Origin of the sequence: Pantoea sp. BAV 3049 (assembly GCF_009765445.1) — a bacterium.
Classification (GTDB): domain Bacteria; phylum Pseudomonadota; class Gammaproteobacteria; order Enterobacterales; family Enterobacteriaceae; genus Erwinia.
Genome location: NZ_WHOY01000031.1, coordinates 4,289,618 through 4,305,858 on the forward strand (window position 1 = coordinate 4,289,618; position 16,241 = coordinate 4,305,858).

At 53.1% G+C, this 16,241-nt stretch carries 24 protein-coding genes; 3 read left to right on the forward strand and 21 right to left on the reverse strand.

All coding sequences use genetic code 11. The annotated features are described in order from the left end of the window. Positions 1-2: 2 nt before the first annotated feature. From GSQ70_RS21175 to GSQ70_RS26480, 9 genes are all read right to left on the reverse strand, one after another. Complete coding sequence (locus tag GSQ70_RS21175) at positions 3-587, reverse strand: TraV family lipoprotein (protein WP_158784352.1); 585 nt, start codon at positions 585-587, stop codon at positions 3-5. Positions 588-627: 40 nt separating this feature from the next. Next, a complete protein-coding gene (locus GSQ70_RS21180) occupies positions 628-873 on the reverse strand; it encodes a hypothetical protein (RefSeq protein WP_158784353.1) in 246 nt (81 codons plus the stop codon). Between the two features lie 80 nt (positions 874-953). Beyond that, a complete protein-coding gene (locus tag GSQ70_RS21185) occupies positions 954-1,463 on the reverse strand; it encodes a hypothetical protein (RefSeq protein WP_158784354.1) in 510 nt (169 codons plus the stop codon). Further along, a complete protein-coding gene (locus GSQ70_RS21190; RefSeq protein WP_158784355.1) occupies positions 1,460-2,818 on the reverse strand; it encodes a TrbI/VirB10 family protein in 1,359 nt (452 codons plus the stop codon). The genes GSQ70_RS21185 and GSQ70_RS21190 overlap by 4 nt, the downstream gene beginning before the upstream one ends. Further along, positions 2,811-3,587, reverse strand: coding sequence for a type-F conjugative transfer system secretin TraK (gene traK / locus GSQ70_RS21195; RefSeq protein ID WP_158784356.1), 777 nt, complete (start codon positions 3,585-3,587; stop codon positions 2,811-2,813). The genes GSQ70_RS21190 and traK overlap by 8 nt, the downstream gene beginning before the upstream one ends. Continuing rightward, on the reverse strand, positions 3,571-4,140 hold the full coding sequence (gene traE / locus GSQ70_RS21200) for a type IV conjugative transfer system protein TraE (protein WP_017694218.1): 570 nt from the start codon (positions 4,138-4,140) through the stop codon (positions 3,571-3,573). The genes traK and traE overlap by 17 nt, the downstream gene beginning before the upstream one ends. Positions 4,141-4,158: 18 nt before the next feature. Further along, positions 4,159-4,464, reverse strand: a complete 306-nt coding sequence (traL, locus tag GSQ70_RS21205) for a type IV conjugative transfer system protein TraL (protein ID WP_158784357.1) — start codon at positions 4,462-4,464, stop codon at positions 4,159-4,161. Positions 4,465-4,490: 26 nt separating this feature from the next. Continuing rightward, positions 4,491-4,895, reverse strand: a complete 405-nt coding sequence (locus GSQ70_RS21210; RefSeq protein ID WP_158784358.1) for a type IV conjugative transfer system pilin TraA — start codon at positions 4,893-4,895, stop codon at positions 4,491-4,493. Positions 4,896-5,128: 233 nt separating this feature from the next. Beyond that, complete coding sequence (locus GSQ70_RS26480; RefSeq protein ID WP_158784359.1) at positions 5,129-5,329, reverse strand: TraY domain-containing protein; 201 nt, start codon at positions 5,327-5,329, stop codon at positions 5,129-5,131. 135 nt (positions 5,330-5,464) lie between these two features. Between GSQ70_RS26480 and GSQ70_RS21220 the strand changes: the two genes are divergently transcribed. Together GSQ70_RS21220 and GSQ70_RS21225 are read left to right on the forward strand one after the other, a co-directional pair. Then, complete coding sequence (locus tag GSQ70_RS21220; protein WP_158784360.1) at positions 5,465-6,037, forward strand: helix-turn-helix domain-containing protein; 573 nt, start codon at positions 5,465-5,467, stop codon at positions 6,035-6,037. After that, the gene (locus GSQ70_RS21225) at positions 6,034-6,543 is read left to right on the forward strand and encodes an autoinducer binding domain-containing protein (RefSeq protein WP_158784361.1); all 510 of its coding nucleotides are present in this window, start codon (positions 6,034-6,036) and stop codon (positions 6,541-6,543) included. The genes GSQ70_RS21220 and GSQ70_RS21225 overlap by 4 nt, the downstream gene beginning before the upstream one ends. Here the strand turns inward: GSQ70_RS21225 and GSQ70_RS21230 are convergent. Beyond that, positions 6,513-7,226, reverse strand: coding sequence for an SDR family NAD(P)-dependent oxidoreductase (locus GSQ70_RS21230; protein WP_158784362.1), 714 nt, complete (start codon positions 7,224-7,226; stop codon positions 6,513-6,515). The two genes, GSQ70_RS21225 and GSQ70_RS21230, sit on opposite strands and share 31 nt — an antisense overlap. An 81-nt stretch (positions 7,227-7,307) precedes the next feature. Next, positions 7,308-7,721, reverse strand: a complete 414-nt coding sequence (locus tag GSQ70_RS21235) for a relaxosome protein TraM (protein ID WP_233268401.1) — start codon at positions 7,719-7,721, stop codon at positions 7,308-7,310. Positions 7,722-8,153: 432 nt separating this feature from the next. Here GSQ70_RS21235 and GSQ70_RS21240 point away from each other — a divergent pair, with 432 nt between their 5' ends. Continuing rightward, on the forward strand, positions 8,154-8,627 hold the full coding sequence (locus GSQ70_RS21240) for a transglycosylase SLT domain-containing protein (protein WP_158784363.1): 474 nt from the start codon (positions 8,154-8,156) through the stop codon (positions 8,625-8,627). Between the two features lie 48 nt (positions 8,628-8,675). On the opposite strand, the gene GSQ70_RS21245 is transcribed toward GSQ70_RS21240, so the two are convergent. The 10 genes from GSQ70_RS21245 to GSQ70_RS21290 all read right to left on the reverse strand — a co-directional run bounded on the left by GSQ70_RS21245 (position 8,676) and on the right by GSQ70_RS21290 (position 16,147). Beyond that, the gene (locus tag GSQ70_RS21245) at positions 8,676-9,206 is read right to left on the reverse strand and encodes an antirestriction protein (RefSeq protein ID WP_158784364.1); all 531 of its coding nucleotides are present in this window, start codon (positions 9,204-9,206) and stop codon (positions 8,676-8,678) included. Between the two features lie 626 nt (positions 9,207-9,832). Beyond that, positions 9,833-10,549 (reverse strand): N-6 DNA methylase, encoded by a 717-nt coding sequence (locus GSQ70_RS21250; RefSeq protein WP_370521122.1) that lies wholly within the window; start codon positions 10,547-10,549, stop codon positions 9,833-9,835. A 156-nt stretch (positions 10,550-10,705) separates the two neighbouring features. Further along, positions 10,706-10,918, reverse strand: a complete 213-nt coding sequence (locus GSQ70_RS21255; RefSeq protein WP_158785414.1) for a hypothetical protein — start codon at positions 10,916-10,918, stop codon at positions 10,706-10,708. A 139-nt stretch (positions 10,919-11,057) separates the two neighbouring features. Continuing rightward, on the reverse strand, positions 11,058-11,402 hold the full coding sequence (locus GSQ70_RS21260; protein WP_158784366.1) for a hypothetical protein: 345 nt from the start codon (positions 11,400-11,402) through the stop codon (positions 11,058-11,060). 49 nt (positions 11,403-11,451) lie between these two features. After that, a complete protein-coding gene (locus GSQ70_RS21265) occupies positions 11,452-11,826 on the reverse strand; it encodes a hypothetical protein (protein WP_158784367.1) in 375 nt (124 codons plus the stop codon). Positions 11,827-12,321: 495 nt separating this feature from the next. Next, complete coding sequence (locus tag GSQ70_RS21270; RefSeq protein WP_158784368.1) at positions 12,322-12,645, reverse strand: theronine dehydrogenase; 324 nt, start codon at positions 12,643-12,645, stop codon at positions 12,322-12,324. Further along, complete coding sequence (locus GSQ70_RS21275; protein WP_158784369.1) at positions 12,642-13,370, reverse strand: plasmid SOS inhibition protein A; 729 nt, start codon at positions 13,368-13,370, stop codon at positions 12,642-12,644. Before GSQ70_RS21275 ends, GSQ70_RS21270 begins: the two co-directional genes overlap by 4 nt. Continuing rightward, a complete protein-coding gene (gene psiB, locus GSQ70_RS21280) occupies positions 13,367-13,798 on the reverse strand; it encodes a conjugation system SOS inhibitor PsiB (RefSeq protein WP_158784370.1) in 432 nt (143 codons plus the stop codon). Before psiB ends, GSQ70_RS21275 begins: the two co-directional genes overlap by 4 nt. 42 nt (positions 13,799-13,840) lie before the next feature. After that, entirely contained in the window at positions 13,841-15,850 is a 2,010-nt protein-coding gene (locus tag GSQ70_RS21285; protein ID WP_158784371.1) for a ParB/RepB/Spo0J family partition protein, read from the reverse strand. Between the two features lie 66 nt (positions 15,851-15,916). Further along, positions 15,917-16,147, reverse strand: a complete 231-nt coding sequence (locus tag GSQ70_RS21290; protein WP_158784372.1) for a DUF905 domain-containing protein — start codon at positions 16,145-16,147, stop codon at positions 15,917-15,919. Positions 16,148-16,241 lie beyond the last annotated feature (94 nt).

Consider the following 16,241-nt stretch of genomic DNA (forward strand, 5'->3'; position numbering starts at 1 on the left):
ACTCAGCTCCCGGCCCAGTGATCAGGCTTCACCACGAAAGACACTACCGACGGTTGATGCATAACATCATCCCGGTCAATCCAGCCCGCAATCCACAGTCGAGCAGTGGTTGGATTGACCCGTACAGGCTGTGTGACGCCAGTGTCAGCGTAGCGCTGCGCTTCTGTCGCAGGAGCGGTGGTGGGCACAACGACAGGGGCTGACGCAGGTACTGGCGGAGATAACAGTGAGGATCGTGGCGTGGCCCTCGGATGATTCCCCGGCAACAGCGGGCTGCCGGAGGTTCGTGCCGAACGCACACCTGCGTCGCGGGTGGCCGCCTGAATGCCGGTAAGCGGAGATGGCGAGACCGGAACCGGAGCCAGACGCGGCAGGGTCTCAGCAGCCGCGTCCGTCTTTCCCGCATCACCATCAACGGCGGACATCGCAGAGGACGAGGATGTACGCCCTGCCGCCTGCTGGTTAGCCTGCTCCATAGTGATACATCGGTCATGGGCCACAGTATTACAGTCAAAGTCAGAGTTCATCCCGGCACAGCCGGAGAGCAGGCCAGCGCCTGCCAGTAAAGGCATAATGAATTTATTCATGATTTATCCTGAGAGAAAGAGGTTCAGCGGGTGAAGATTTTTACGGCCGCCGGCGCGTCGAAGCGGAACGGCGAAGAACATCATTCATGACGCGAGCACAGAGGTCGGATTTACCGCTACCGGTACGCCCGACAACTATCGTATGGCCACTTTGCGGCCCATCCTGCAGGCAGAATGGGTGTGCAGGCTGGCCCAGCGTGATAAACGTCGTGCAGTTATCCAGAATGTGTTGCGCCAGCTCCGGAGAAGACAACGAAGCCAGAGGATGGCGTTGTGGTTTACGCATACAATCTCCTGAATGGGGAAGAAAAATTAACGACGCGAATTGAACGGAATACTCCACCGAAGAGGCAGCATGTTCTGTACTCAGTCATGTTCATCAACCTTCTGGCATTTCTGGCTGAATCCCCGAGCCATTTTTAAATGACAGATCCTCGCGGTCACATCGTCAATTTCAGCGGCGATCCAGCCATCGACAGCTGGCCAGGGTTCTCCACCGGAACTCAGCACCGCATCACGCAACGCTTTGAGACGCGGTTGATTAAAAACCGGGTAGCGCGCCAACCAAGAAAAGAATTGTTCCTCCCGGCTGGCGGGCAACAACGTGCACAGGCACACTGCCATCACGCCTAATGCCAGTATGTATTCCCGATACGGGCTTAACAGGGCGGCAACTAGCGTCACCAGCACCACCAGAAACATCATTCTGATGCGCGGTGACATTCGGGTGTGCCGTGTCTCAGCCAGCTGTATGCGGATGCCCACCAGACTTCGCATTCTTTTGTTTAATTCGCGTTCAGATAACTGTTCAATGCTCTCTTTCGCTGTCTCGGTATTCAGACGCATAACAGCACGGTCATCATGTCCGGGTTTCATCGCATACTCTCCTGCATTCCTGCCTGTATCTGGTCCTTCATGGCACCCACTGAGTCCCCGAGATTGAGGTTGCGCAGCGCTTCTTTAGTGATGGTGATACCGTTACCGGTCGCTTTTTCCTGAGAAGATACGGCGGGCTTCTTCTCCTTCTTCACGTCGGCATACTGCAGCTGGAAACCTTCCTGGAAGACGACAGAGACCTGCACACCGGCCCCGACCGGGATAACCGGGTGGTACTGCTCGGCGCGTTTGATGAAGTAATCTGAGAGGGTTTTGCCTGCCTGTGACGTACCACCGCCGAAACCGGCGCGGGCAACATCGCCACCGCTGACGGTATTCGCCGCCCCCAGACCAACACTGGTTGAGCCGACGTTCGATATGGCGCTGCCCATTGCATCGATGGCACCACCGGCAAAGGCGTAGCCAACAATCTTGCCGTTGCGGATGACCGGCTCAGCACGGATGCCATTTTTCCCCATAAAGGAGACGTGTCCTTTGAAGGGCTGGTCGATAACATGGCCATGAACACGGCAGGACAGACGGTCGGTACGTAGCAGGGCGCGCTCACTGGAGATATCACCGTAAGCGGCTGCGGTCACAAAGCAGCCCCGCAGGTCATATTCCCCGTCGTTCGGCAAAATCACCTTCCCGGTCAGACGAAACTGCATCGGCGATGAGGCGCTTTCACCCGTGACGGAGGCGTTAGCATCCGCCCCCTCAATGACCGTCGCGCCGACAAAACTTCCCGACGGAATATACGGCAACGCCGGCGCATCATCCTTTTTTTCGCCGTAATCGATACTCATGGTGGACAGCCCCTGATTCAGCTGTGGGGCGATATTCACCGTCGTCTGATTGCCGGGAACGCCCGGGTAAAAGGCGGTCGGCGGTGGAACCGCCCCTGAACCACCACCGACAGGCAGGGTGCCGGCTGGCACTCCCGGACCAGGCGACGCATGACCGCTGCCGCTATCCCCCGCCTGGTTCATGGCATCAATCTGCGTCTGCAGCAGTTTGATATCATCATCCTGTGACTGAATTTTTTCCCGGTAGGCCTTGTTTTCACTGGCGAGTTTATTGAGCTGATTCTCGAAGCTGGCCAGCTTTTTATCGGCTTCATTCGCGGTATGCTGCAGGTCAGCCACCGCCGTATCGCTGACTTTTTTGCCGAAAGTACTGGAGGTCACCGCGCCGGTCATATCCGGTACCGGTTTTTTTGCCTGGCTCTTACCGGGGGACACCTTTGATGGTGCACCGATATACCAGGCGACACCGCCGATAGCGCTTAATCCCAGCGCCACGGCGATCAGCACCGCCATCTGCTTGCGACGGGTCAGCACGTTAATGTTAGCCATTAGCCTGCTCCTCCCCGTCGTTGCTGACCGTGACCCACACCTGCGTATCGGTGCCGGGCATCAGCGTGGTACTGAACGGAAACACCATCACGGCCCGTACACCTGGTGCCTGAAACAGTCGTTCTGGTATAGCCAGCGCACTGACACCACGGTTACGCACCGTCAGGCGATAGAGCCGAAGCCCACCACCGCTCCACATTTGTTGAGGCGTCACCGACAACCAGCCCGGCAGGGAAAATGTCGGTACCGCCACGACAGGCGCCTCGGTAAACCCTTTCGGTACGCCACCGCTCAGTACCGCCTGCTGAACAGAGATTAGAGTGCGCACATACGGCTGCGACCGCTCCCAGCGCCGCGCATTATCATGCTGTACCGGACGGCTGGAGATAAACTGCAGCACCCGGCCATCCCGTTTCTGCGGGACACCGACGACGGACACGGTGAGTCCACCCTGCGTGCGAACATAGAAGGTGAACGGGGTAGTCTGGGCGGTCATCAGCTGCACGCCGCCGTTAGCCTGCCCCAGCGCCTTGTTGTCATTGAGAAACATCCCCTGCGCACTGTCCACCGCGATAATCTTATCGCCGGGCACAACGAGCAGATTCGGATTGGTATTGCTGAGCGCAACCCGGACCTGGCTGTCCGGCGAAACGGGGATTTTTACTGGTAACATCGCCACCGGCTCCGCCAGCACAGTGCCGCTCAGACAGAGCAGACTGACCAGCAATGCCAGACGGTGCCTGCCATGCCTGTTATTTTTTCTTTTCATCCACCTGCTCCCTGAAATCCTGAATGGTGGTAATACCCCGGTGATAGCGCAGTGCCATCCGGATAGTTTTGTCTTCCGGCAGCTGCTTACGGTTGCCTATCCACTGCTGTACCGTCCCGTGAATATCCACGATCCCCGAAGCCGGGTAGGTGTCGAAACCGGACAGGTAAAAGGCCGTGGTGACGTTATTGTCGATAACGCGCTGCGCTTCGCTGGCCAGCACTTCCTGCATGGCAGGACGCTCTTCGTTATCAAAGAAGCGCAGCAGCGCTTTGTGATTGGCTTTCACCGATTCCGGCGACACGTTGTAGCGCAGGAAAACCAGTGACTCGGCGGTTTGCTCCAGATAGTTCGCATCCATCCGGTTGCGCGTCAGTGTGAACGGGGTATCAAACCCCATCGGGATATAGGTCTCTTCACGGCTGTTAATCAGCGTATCGAGTCGCAACCAGGCCACCAGGTTGCCGGCAAGACTCAGACCAAAGAACACCAGAAGCAGCAGAAAGATGAGTGATGTGTAGCGGGCCGACAGGCGCTTTGCCTTCAGGTCCATGGGAATACCTCCTGGGCATCAACGCAGCCACAGCCGGAATGACGAATCGGGAATGACTTTGTACATGCCTTTGAAGAGTGATGAAGGGAGGTACCAGTAGCAGGCGTTGAGCAGCCAGTCGGTTCCCCTCCCCTTTTTGAAATACTTCAGACAGAACCAGAGCAGAACGGCAATGACCAGACCGGTAACGTACTTACCGGTATAAAAGCCCCATCCCATCGGTGCGAACAGGGCTATTGTTTCATCCATCGGTAGCCCGATGGGCCGCATCTGCTCTGTCAGTGTCTGAGGAAACATAAAGCGCGAGGCGCGTTCCTCATCCATTGATTAGACTCCGTGTGCTGTCAGCCTCAACCGCCGGAGCGGGCGGCAATGATAGCGAAGATAATTTTGGTGACCACGATGAACACAGGAACGAGAAGGAAGGTTGCCGGGTTATGGGATTTGAGGTACAGCAGGAAGACCAGCACCACTTCCGCAATCATGAAGTAATACATCATGGTGGAGTTGGAACCAAAGGTATCCTCTGCATCCTGTTTGCCGGCCGCCGTCAGGTCTTCGGCATGCGCCATACCGCGCGCAGCCAGCCACAATGCCAGCGGCACCGCCACATATTTAAACAGCGCTTTCGCGGTACGGTTGTTCACCAGCGACGGCGCTGACTTCACGGCAGACATCATGCGCGACAGCCGTCCCTTTTTATTCCCCTCGCAGACAATGTCCGCCCCCTGATTGATAACTGAAATATCAGCCATTTTTCTGTCCTTAAAATTAAATGATTAAACACGCGGGCAGAAATGCCCCCGAAGGCTCTGTGCACAGGGGCTTCGGGTGGATCTCTGACGGGAGTCTGGCGACAGGCACGCTACCGCCCCAGGGTGTCACACCTTTCATGGGGAAATACTCACCCGACGGATTTTGGGCAAAGGGAAGCCCGCCGAATTTTTCGGTGAAGAAAAAATTCGGGTAATGAATACGTGCAAACGACCTACTTACTAAATGAGCGAAGTTCCTCAGTAGGGATTATCTCGTGGTTGTCCAAATGCAGGGAAAGCCTGAGTTCAGCTTCTTTTCTCTTAGAACGTGCAGACCTACGGGCTGCTGTCGTTAACGCAGCATTACGGACAGGATCCAGTCGCAATGTGATGTATACGTAATCAGAATCAGATTTTGATTTATTTGTTTTCATTATCACTCGCCAAAATAACTCCAATAGAGTTTATTTTATTATTTAAACTCCATCAAAGTCAAATCCAGATATAGACAAAGAAAGGATGGTATAAAAACCAATAAATACAATCAGTTAAAAGACAATTGGTTTAAAATGAAAGATATAGCAGATCGTATTAGAGAGCTTCGCGAGCTTCTGGACATAAGCAGGAAAGAGGTTGAGATTCGCTCAGGTGGACTGATTAAAGCGACCTCCTTGTCGTCATTTGAAAATGCACAATCACAAATAAGCATCTCTTATTTAAGGCAATTGGTGGAGTTTTATAAAGGTGAGGGGATTGAAACCAGTTTTGATTGGCTCATAGCTGGTAACGGTCCAGGTCCGAGCGACAGTGTTACTCTCGAAAGTAACCTCTCTGCGCTAAAAGAAGTTAGCTTTTTCAAAAAAAACAATTACAAATCATTAATTTACACAGTAACGAAGTCAATGACATCGTTAAATATTGCTCAAGGAGACATCATTGGGGGGGTTTACAGCAAAAATAACCCAACACACTCAAAGTTCCGGTTGTTTAAGTTAAACAATGGTGAAACATGCTTGTATTTGTCCAGGGTTGATGGAAAAAAGGTTGTAATATTTGATCAGGATCAACAAAAAATAAGTTACTTACCGTTAGAAACGGTACAAGAAATTTATGATGTAGTATGGATACGGAAGTTTATATGAAAATAATAACCCCAGAAAGAAAAATTCATTCTAATTTAATTCAGGAATCACCATCATTACACCAGCCCTACAGAAACCTGGCCACGAAAACAGGTTGCACATATATTACGTACATGTTTGAAAGTAGTGACAACATATATTATTACACATCTAACCCTGACTGGAAGAATGAATTAATAAAGGAAAAGTTAATAAATCACTGCCCTATATATCATAACGCATTCCTTTCACTAAAGAATAATGAAAGCATCGTCACAATATGGGATACGGTTCCCCACAACAAGGGAATCGAATGCGACATAAAAGACTTTCGCACATCTTTTAATATAGCACATGGAGTTGGAATTGCGCTTTCCGGCAAAAACCATCGTGAATCAATAGTTTTTGCCGGAAGCAAGGATGATACATTCTTCTACGAGAAGATCAACACAACGACGGTGAAATCCATGCTTAATGCATTTCGTTCAGAGATACATTATGAAAAGTACAGCCCACCATTAATTTGAATACATTCTCCAGTTATATACCTAGCTTTTTCTGATGCAAGAAACAATACTAACGGTGAAATATCTTCGGGTTCAGCTGCATAACCGCAAGGTATTTTACTTTTCAAATCCTCCCCCTTCCCTCCAATGACCTTAAGTAAATCAGTATCGACAAAACCGGGATTAACGCAATTAACTGTAATTCCTTTACTGGCATATTCTAGTGCCAGGACTTTAGTTACACCTTCCAATGCAGATTTAGATGCAGCATAAGAGGAGAACCCATGCTGGGGCATAACAGACAATACACTAGATACATTTATTATTCGTCCAAATCTATTTTTAGACATATACCTTAAACACTCTTTTATTAATCGCATACTCCCATGAAAATTAACATCAAAAACAGAATCAAAAGATTCTCTTTTAGTTTTAGCAAAAAGTGACACATTAGCTACACCTGCATTATTCACTAATACATCAATAGATACCCCTTTATTTTTTAATTCAGTAAAAAGGCAAGAACATTCTTCTTCACTTACTACGTCTAACTTTAAACCATGTGCCCCCATCTGATTAATGTCTTCCACTCCTTTATCTGAGGTCGATGTTCCGTAAACATGATATCCGCCATCTTTCACAAAATCCTTACAAATAGCCATACCAATCCCTCGACTAGCACCACTAATAAAAACTGTTTTCATTAAAACCACCTAAAAATGGACCGTAATTAAAATGCAATATATATTACCACTACATTACCCATAGTAGTATATCCTGTATCATTAACTACCATTAAAAACGGATTCAATCCGTATATCGGTCTGGTTCTTCAATCGGTCAACCAGTTTGTCATAGTTGTTCCTGCTGTCAGATTTGATATCTTGCAAATCAAACATCAGCTTCAGTATTTCTTGTGATGCCAGTCTGGATTTAACGACTTCTTTTGCCAGTTCCTTCATCAATTTATCTTCCGGGCGCTCATCATCATTAACAGCCCTTTTCTTCGCATTCAAATAAACCCGCATTCCCAGCTCCAGCATTTCAGAACAAACACTGGAGATATTGGCATCAGAAGCTGTCGCTCCCTCTTCTCTTCTCATATCGACAATCTGTCGAATCCCGTCTATCGTTTTTTGCTTCAAATAAACATTCTGCCTTGCCATGACTTTATTTTCCCTTTGTTCATGCAGCACCATACCGGCACTGCATAAAAACCACGCCAGTTGAAATGCAGCACCACTGTAGTGCTAATCAACTAAAATCAGGCACTACAATGCCACACATCAGGCGGCACCGCAATGTGTGGTGTTCATGGTAATTATATGAATTTTCTCATTTAGCACTGTAAAAGCCACATTCCAGCCACAAACCGGCGACATTACAGCACTGTAGCAGTGCCTTTCTGTGCGATAAAACACAAACCTGCATTCAGAATTTCAATGTAAGTAAATGATTTAATTAGTTAATCCTGCAAAATAAAATTTTGCGTGGGGTGTGAGAACGAAACTACCGGAGAAGCATATTAGCACGGGTATCCATAGAGTAATTCTCGGCTATATTTGGCTTGCCTGAGATCAGGTAATAATGCGATCATCAGGGCATCTAAAATACGTCACAGGGAAATAATAGTGAGGAATCTACTTCTGGCAGCATTACTCCTGATAGCCGCTCAGAATGCTAATGCAGATTGTTTTGATATGGCGGGCAGAGATTATCGTATAGATCCAGATCTACTTCGGGCAATCTCCTGGAATGAATCGAACTTCCGCACAGACGTTAAAGGCTATAATCCTGTTTCGGGCTTTGGCTCCGGACTTATGCAGGTGGACTCCCAGCACTTTAACGAACTGGCTCGTTATGGAATAAAACCGGAGCACCTTATTTCCGACCCATGTATGAATATCTACACCGGGGCTTACTATCTTGCAATAGCATTCAAAAAGTGGGGAGTCAGCTGGCAGGCCGTGGGCGCGTATAATGCAGGTTTCCGGAAAACAGAAGAACAGGCGCAGAGAAGATATGCCTATGCCAGAAAAATCGAGGCAACATATCGGGCGATAAAGAAGAATAAAAATGCAGAGCAGTTTCTCCCGAAACAATAAAAAAGACCTCAATACGAGGTCTTTTTTATTCATGTGGTCTTTAACCCATCAATCAATAGCCCGGTAGATCAAATGAGCTTCAGGATGTTTTATGATACTAATATAGTCTTTCAGTGCATCCTGACGAGCGACGAGATGTTTACAGACTTTCGCATATTCAGGCCCCATATCCGCAACCTGCCAGGATAACCAGTTCATGATCATCAGCGTGGCAATAATTCCGGCAGCATCAGCGCTGATCTCTGATTCAAAATAATTACCTGGAATTACCATGTTATAACGTTGTTCACCTTCCGGTGCGATATAACCGGTTTGTGTCGTGGTGTATCTGACACAGTTTGGTGCAACATTCCCGCCAGTACCTTGTGGAATAATCCAGTAATTCCAGAAACCACCATCGTAATCTGAATGCTGACGTAACCAGCTGGCAATCATATTGTCCGCTGACGGTGTAAAAAACAGAGCTGGAATAAATTCAAGACGCTCATCACCATCAGTGACAGAGTAGCGCTGGCGTTCATCGATTTTAAATTGTTCGGCTGATTCACGAGTGGCGGTTTTGACGTTTAATGTGTGCATTCTGGTTTTCTCCTCATTGGGTTATTACATCGTTCGACTTCATCACTGAGCGGCGAAGGGCAATGAGCAGTTGACAGTAAGGAAATAAAGGGGCGCGCAGCGTTTATATACCCCTTTATTTCCTTACTGGCTGATGCTAAAAGCAGCCCTCCGCGAACTGATGAAATCGGGCGATAGTCACACCAGGAGAATGCACACATCCCGTAACGGAAAATCGTCGCAGGACGAATTACCGTTACGGATATCAGAGTGTTGGTAATTTATTACCGACACGGTGAAAGCGGCGCATCCTTTCAGGATGCAGCAAGCGTGAAATTGAATTTGCGTCAGGATGGATGCCCGAAGGGCAGAGACAGCTTGCTGGCTCTGTTCACGACAGCCGTGTCCCTTCAGGGACGACGCCCGGCCCGATATTTATTATTTTCAGCACAAAGGATAAATACCAGAAGAGATAAACAGCAGGATGCCGAATGAGATATTACAGGTCTTAATAAATAATAATGATGTGACAACCACGCGCCGGAGTAATACGGGCAGCGCGTCAGCGCAGCCTGCTTATTCTGCGCCGCAGGTGCGCGGCCTTTGATGCCACGAAAGGCAGGATACTCCCCTGCCCTTCTGGATTGTTATGCAGCTTCATTTATACCGCGCAAAAATTCGCGCATGGCACTGACACGGCGCTGATCGTCCAGCCGCTTTTCAAAGTTGTTGATGTAGTACACCGGCGTATACCGCACCCTGTTTAACTGCATCGTCAGCGTATTGCCCGTGACCACCTCGGCAGGAATACCCAGCAGGGAAAGCTGAATAAACGCCATATCGGCCGCAACAGGATCGATATCGATGCAGCTACCGAACATATGTTCAGACGGGTTATAGCCCGCCTCCAGCAGATATTCCGCATACGCCACAATCATTCCCGCCGCACCGCTTGCCGGATCGCTGACGGTAACGAATCCCTCACGGCGTATCGTTTCGTCAACGTCCGGCATCAGCAGCCTCGCCAGCAGTGACTGGACGTGATACGGCGTGAAATACTGCCCGTTGCGGTCGTCGCCAAGCTCAAGCTCCATGAAGATCGCGCCCAGAAAGTCGTGGAATTTCGCCTCCAGTGCGCAGACCATCAGGCAGAAAAGCGTATGCAGGTTGCTGATATCGCTCGCGCTGTACTTCGCGCAGATTTCACGACTGCGATCAATGTTCTCCGGCGTTCTTATCCGCGCCATATCCAGCTCGCTGGCCGCCAGCGTGATAAAGTCGCTGAACACCTCCCAGCGGCGCAAATTACGGGCGGTGTCCATGAACACGCTGACAAACTGGCGGCGGGCGTCCTCGATGGTCATCATCCGGTGCGGTATCGGCCGCGCGTTTATAGCGGGCAATGCGGGCTTTACGGGCGTGGCTGACGCGACCTCTTTCGCCTGGTCAAAGAAGCTGGCAAAACTGAGTTGAGACATCGTTCCTCCTTAAATGCCGCCCCGTAAGGAGCGGCTCAGTTATCAGTTAAATGCCCGCTTCAGTTCGAGCGTGCGTAACACCTGTCCCCACTCGCTTCCGCGCATGGCAGGAATGCGAACGGCACGCCCCTTTCTGCGGCACTTTGCGATATGTCTCCCCAGCGCCCGCATTTCGGTGCTGATTTTGTCACGGTCGATATCACTGCGTTTGATACGCACCTGTTTTTTTACGGGTGCGTTTTCCGCCTCAAGCATCTGGACATACAGGGCGGTCGGTGTAACAATCGACGCTCTACTGAAATGATTCATAGGTGTTTCCTTTTAGTTGAGGCCGGATTCATCGTTCCTAGGCGAATAAATCCGGCGGAATAAGGCAGGCGAAAGCCTGCTTTTTTCATTTCTGGCGCTGCACTACCTCCTTCACGCATGCCAGAATCTCCGCGTGGTCAAGGTTGCTGTAGTCACGCATGCGGTAATAACGGATACCGATCCGCGCATAGATTTCGGTCACGTTGCCGCAATACATCTCCGCCAGCATGAAGGTTTCACACTCGCCGTTCTCACTGCTGCGCCAGTTCATCGGATACATCAGCCCCAGCGCGTCATGAAAAGCGTGCACGTCGATTTCCGATGGTGCAGCAACCGCCGCTTTTTCCCGACTCATCCAGTAGGCGCGTTCTGCTTCCGCCGTGGCCTGCATTCCGGGTACTGCTGAGGATTCGGTAAGATGTAAGTGCATCGTTTTCTCCTTCTTTGGTTTATGACGGCATCACCTGCCGCCAGCTGGTTTAGTAATCTGCCGCCAGTTCGTTCATCAGTCCGGCACACTCACCATGTGCACGGTCTTCTTCCGCCAGCGTCAGCGTGTAACCCCGCTTCGACGCCGCACCGATGAAAACCGGACGATCTTTAAGCGGTAGTTCGACGAGATAACGCATGGCCATTCCCAACAGGCGGGACTCGTAAATCTCGTAGTGCAGACCACACCCACGGTTAGCCTGTATTTCCATACGGGCCAGAACCACGTCCGCGCGAATAACATCGAACGGGCTAGGCGAATGGATATTGCGCACAAAGCCATCAGTACGCAGGGACGAGGTTTTCACCCATCTTTCGGAAGATTCTTTGGTGGCGGTTTTGACGTTGACGTTCTGTGTGTTCATCCTGCTTTTCCTCTTGTCTGGTGGTTAATCCATCTCTCGGTGAGTTCCCTGGCGGCAAAGGGCAAAGGAGCAACGACGTACGGAGGAAGGAAAGGGGCGGAGACAAAAGTTTTTGCAGCTCTTCGCAAAAAGTTTTGGCGGAGTTTATTTCACCCCTTGGATGACGACACGGCGGTGCTACGACCAGCCCTCCGCCCGGGGACTTAACGGGAGAGGGCTCACCAGAGGTACGGGGAGAGGATGAACACATCCGACACGGCGGAACGGCGTGGCGTCAGCGGACTGTCGGCAGTTTTACCGCCGACAGGGTGAAGCGGCGCGTCCGTTTACGGACGCAGCAAGCGCAGGGGTTGACGTTGAGTCAGGATGGACGCCCGGAGGGCAGAGACAGCTCGCTGGCTCTGTTCACGACAGCCGTGTCCCGTCAGGGACGACGCCCGGATATTGCCGTACCGGTGATGCCAGCCAGTTCATTAGCCAGGCATGATATCAGACTCAACGAGGCGACTTTCCCCGAAAATAGTCAGGCCGGGCCATCAGTTCCCGCTCAATGAGTTCATCAGCAAACAGGGGCGCTTTTAGGTTAATACGCTTCTCCAGATTCCGTCGGCGGGTGGCCGCCTTACGCTCGTCGGTCCAGCGCCTGATCTGCCTGTCACACAGAAAATCAACGCAGACAGCATATCCGGCTCCGGCCACCCACAGTGACATCACGGACTCAGGGACGGGCTTCCCTGCCTCCACCACTTCTGACGCCAGCTCAGGTTCACCGGGACAGGGACCGGAACGCTTCCAGCGCAGCGAGTAACGCCACTTCATGCCCGGTCCCGTGCTGTCAGCTTGTTCGGGACCATCCAGCGCTCCAGCTGCCTGACAGATCCCGGACTTTCCCGTGCCAGCGCATCCGTTTCAGCCATCACCGTCCAGAAAGGCTGGTTCTCCGTCATCCAGCGTTCCATTGGTGCCAGTGACGGAAAGCGCTCGCTCCAGCGCCAGAACATCTCCTCCAGGTCGTACTGGCGCAGTTCAGTCCCCGACCAGCGCACGCTCCAGCTGCTGACCGTTTCCGGTGTATGAAAGGCCAGTTCAATTTCCGCCTGCCCCGCCAGCGCCTGGTACGCCTGCTCACGCTGGCACTGTTCTTTGTGGCGCTGGCGGGTGTATTTTTCATCCCGCAGGGCGTCCTGACAGCGAACCCGCTCGGTCTGCTGAAAGGCCACCTCCGGAAAGAGGCGCTGACCTGCACCGACAGGAAGCGGCAGCCAGCAACATGTCCCGCGGCTTTCAATCAGCGCATCGATGGCACTGAGCCAGCTGTCCCTGCTGCCCCGCAGCTCCCGCGCCGTCAGCACCGGCGCAAAATAATGGATTTCCCTGATAGTGATGCGCGTGCTGCCCGTGAGCCGGCGAAAAAAGGCGCTGGCATAGGGATACACCGTGGACACCGCGCCGCGCGACCGCCTGCGCTCAATCTCCGCGATGGCCTCCATCGCGGCGCGTCGCTCGGGGCTGAAGGGAACCAGAGAGAGATGTGAGGGGGTCATGCCGCGCCCTCCGCTGCCAGAATGCTGATAATGCTGGCCTGACTGTATCCGTCCGCATCGAGACGCGCCGTCAGGCTGACGGTGTGGCTGACAAGCTCCGGCTGGTAGCCGCGCAGGGTACGAATGACGGAGAACGGGCGACCGCTGGCGGGCACAAACACCACCATCCACGCCGGACTGATGGCACCAGGACTGCACACCGCAATATGGTAACTGCCGTGCGAGGGGGTAAAGCGTATCTGTACGGGGAAGAACCCGCCGAACTCGCTGCGGTACTCGCCGTTCATGTCCCAGTTTTCAGGGCATGACAGGTCACGCATAACGGCGTGGGTCAGTTCACGGCGATAGTCTTCGCCGCTGTCGCGCCAGTCCTCCATCTCGTCAGGTGACATGGTCTTCAGCACATCGGGGGTCAGAACAGTTTGCATGGGTATCTCCTTATTGCCGCCCCGCAGGGCGGCTCTCCGTTATCAGGCGGCGTGTGCCGTGTCAGTGGTGTCGTTGTCAGTGCTGTCGGTATCGGAAACAGCGTCGTCAGCACCGGATTCAGCCGCTGGCTCCGGGCCTTTCAGCCATGCCGGAACCCAGCGGGTGTGCTGCATAAAATGCTCCGCATGCCCTGCTGCATCGCCCTTCTTCATCTTCTCCGCGTCACCCGCCGCGCCCGTCAGACCCGCTTCTTTCAGGGATGCGACAATCTGCGGATGTTTCAGGCTGCCGAAGTAGTTGTCCTTCGTCGGCTGCCACCAGTCGCGCAGGTGGAACCCGATTGCCGCCTCTACCGTATCGAGGGTGCTGCGCGAGGTGTGCCCCATATCGCGGGTCTGTACCCCGTCCACGGAACAGGCCGTGCAGAAGGCCATGAGCGACATCAGAACCCCGCCGTCGAGTGCAAAGAAGGTGGTGAAGTCCTTCTCCCACCCTTCCGGCAGCAGGGCTTTCAGCCGCGCCTTTTCGGTCATCAGGACGCCAAACGCTGCGCCCTCCTGACCGGACGGGGCGTTTTCCGTCAGGCTGCCGTGAGACACGGTCAGGCTGATACGGAACGGATGCGTCGTGGTCAGACAGCCGGAAAAGACGCAGGTACACATGCGCCAGACCATCAGCGCCACCGCCTTTTCGGGCTGCTGCATCAGCGCCGCCTGTACAGCCAGCGTGCGCTCGGAGGTCATTTTCGTGAGCAGCGGAACGCTGATCCCCTCTGCGGCATCGGGCTGGCGCGAGGTGAACGGCACCGTTACGCTGCTGGTTTCGGTTTCTTCCGGCATATCCGCTTTCAGGCGCACACCGCGCTGCACGTACACCTGCCCTTCGTACAGGCTGACCATTACCCCTGCGCCTGACTTCATGTCGTCAGTCCACGCGCTGACTTCTGCGGCCTGTTCGATGGCTTCGATCTCAACTTCCAGCGCGTCCGTCTCGTCACAGCGGGAGTCGTAGCCGTCCCATTGCTCACAGAGTTCATCAAGGCGCTGCTGCTGCTCAGGGGTGTATACAGGCTCGGGTTCTGCGGGCTGAACGAACTCTTTACCGTCTTCTCCGTGGTACCAGATGCGGGCTGCACGTCCGCGACTCCATGCCCAGCCCTCACGCTGCTTGATGTCCAGGGCGATATGCTCCAGTTTTTCCTGCACCAGACGCTCAACCAGCACGCTGTCAGCCGTGCCGTCGCCCTCGTCCTGGCTGAACAGATCTTCACGGACGTAACCCCCTGCAGCCTCGTACGCTTCCCGTCCGATGAACCGGAATTTTGTGTTGTCGGTACGCATCTCGGTTTCAGTAATGGCGCGTTTAATCAGGTGCGCAGGGGCATTCGACCAGCTGGCTTTTACGGTATCGAGGATTTCGGCCTGACGGGCGTGATCGTCCTCGAGACAGAGCGCCTGACACTGTTCAACGGTCAGTTCGTCCTGCGCGAGCTTCTCCATCAGGGACGGGGCGAGATTTGCCAGCTTCAGCATCCGCTGGACGTGGCGGGAGCCGAAACCGAGCGCGTCACCAATCTGCGCGGGGGTTTTGCCCTGCTCCGCTAATGTGCGGAACCCTGAGATTTGCTCGGCGGGATGCATGGCAGCGCGTTGTTCGTTCTCAGCGATGGAGGCAAGAGCCGCAATGTCGTCCGGGACGCGCTTGACCATGACGGTATGATCGGCCGCAAGACGGTCTTCCTGCGCCAGCAGATTAAGGGCAGTCAGTCGGCGGCCACCTGCGGCCACGCCGGATTGTCCGTCCGCGAGAGTGTGAACAATCAGGTTCTGCAGCAGTCCGAGCGACTCAATGGAGTCGGCCAGACCGCGAACGCTGTCCACGGAATACGGAATGGTGCGCACGTTAAGCGGGGATTTAACGAGAGCAGACAGCGGAACATACTCGATGACAGCGGCCTCAAGGGCGGCTTTCAGGGCATCTTCCTGCGCCTTCGTGATTTTTTTGCTGCTCGCTTTTTTGGGTGCTTTTGCTTTAACATCGGTTACTGACATAGTTAATACCTCACAGATTGATGATTGTCCGGCCCTGCGGAGTTACCGCTCCGGCAGGGCACCTTCTTACTGCGGCTTACGGATGCCGTAGTCCGCGATATAACGGTTGAGCCAGTACGTGCCGCCCGGCTCGAAGTTCCACGTGCGCCAGACCATCTCGCCGTCCTTACGGACAACCAGGCGAAAATGCGCTCCTTGATCGTCCTCAATTTCCACGTTGGTGTACTGCGCCGCAACGGCCTCAGCCTGTTCGCGGGTAAAGGTGTCGTCGGGTAAAACCGCCAGCGCCTCGCTCATGTAGCTCCTCCTTCTGAACCTGTTTTGCTTTAAAAAAACCATCACCCGTTGAGTTGCCGGGGCCGCGGTTTTGACGTTTTGCGGGGACCTGCTG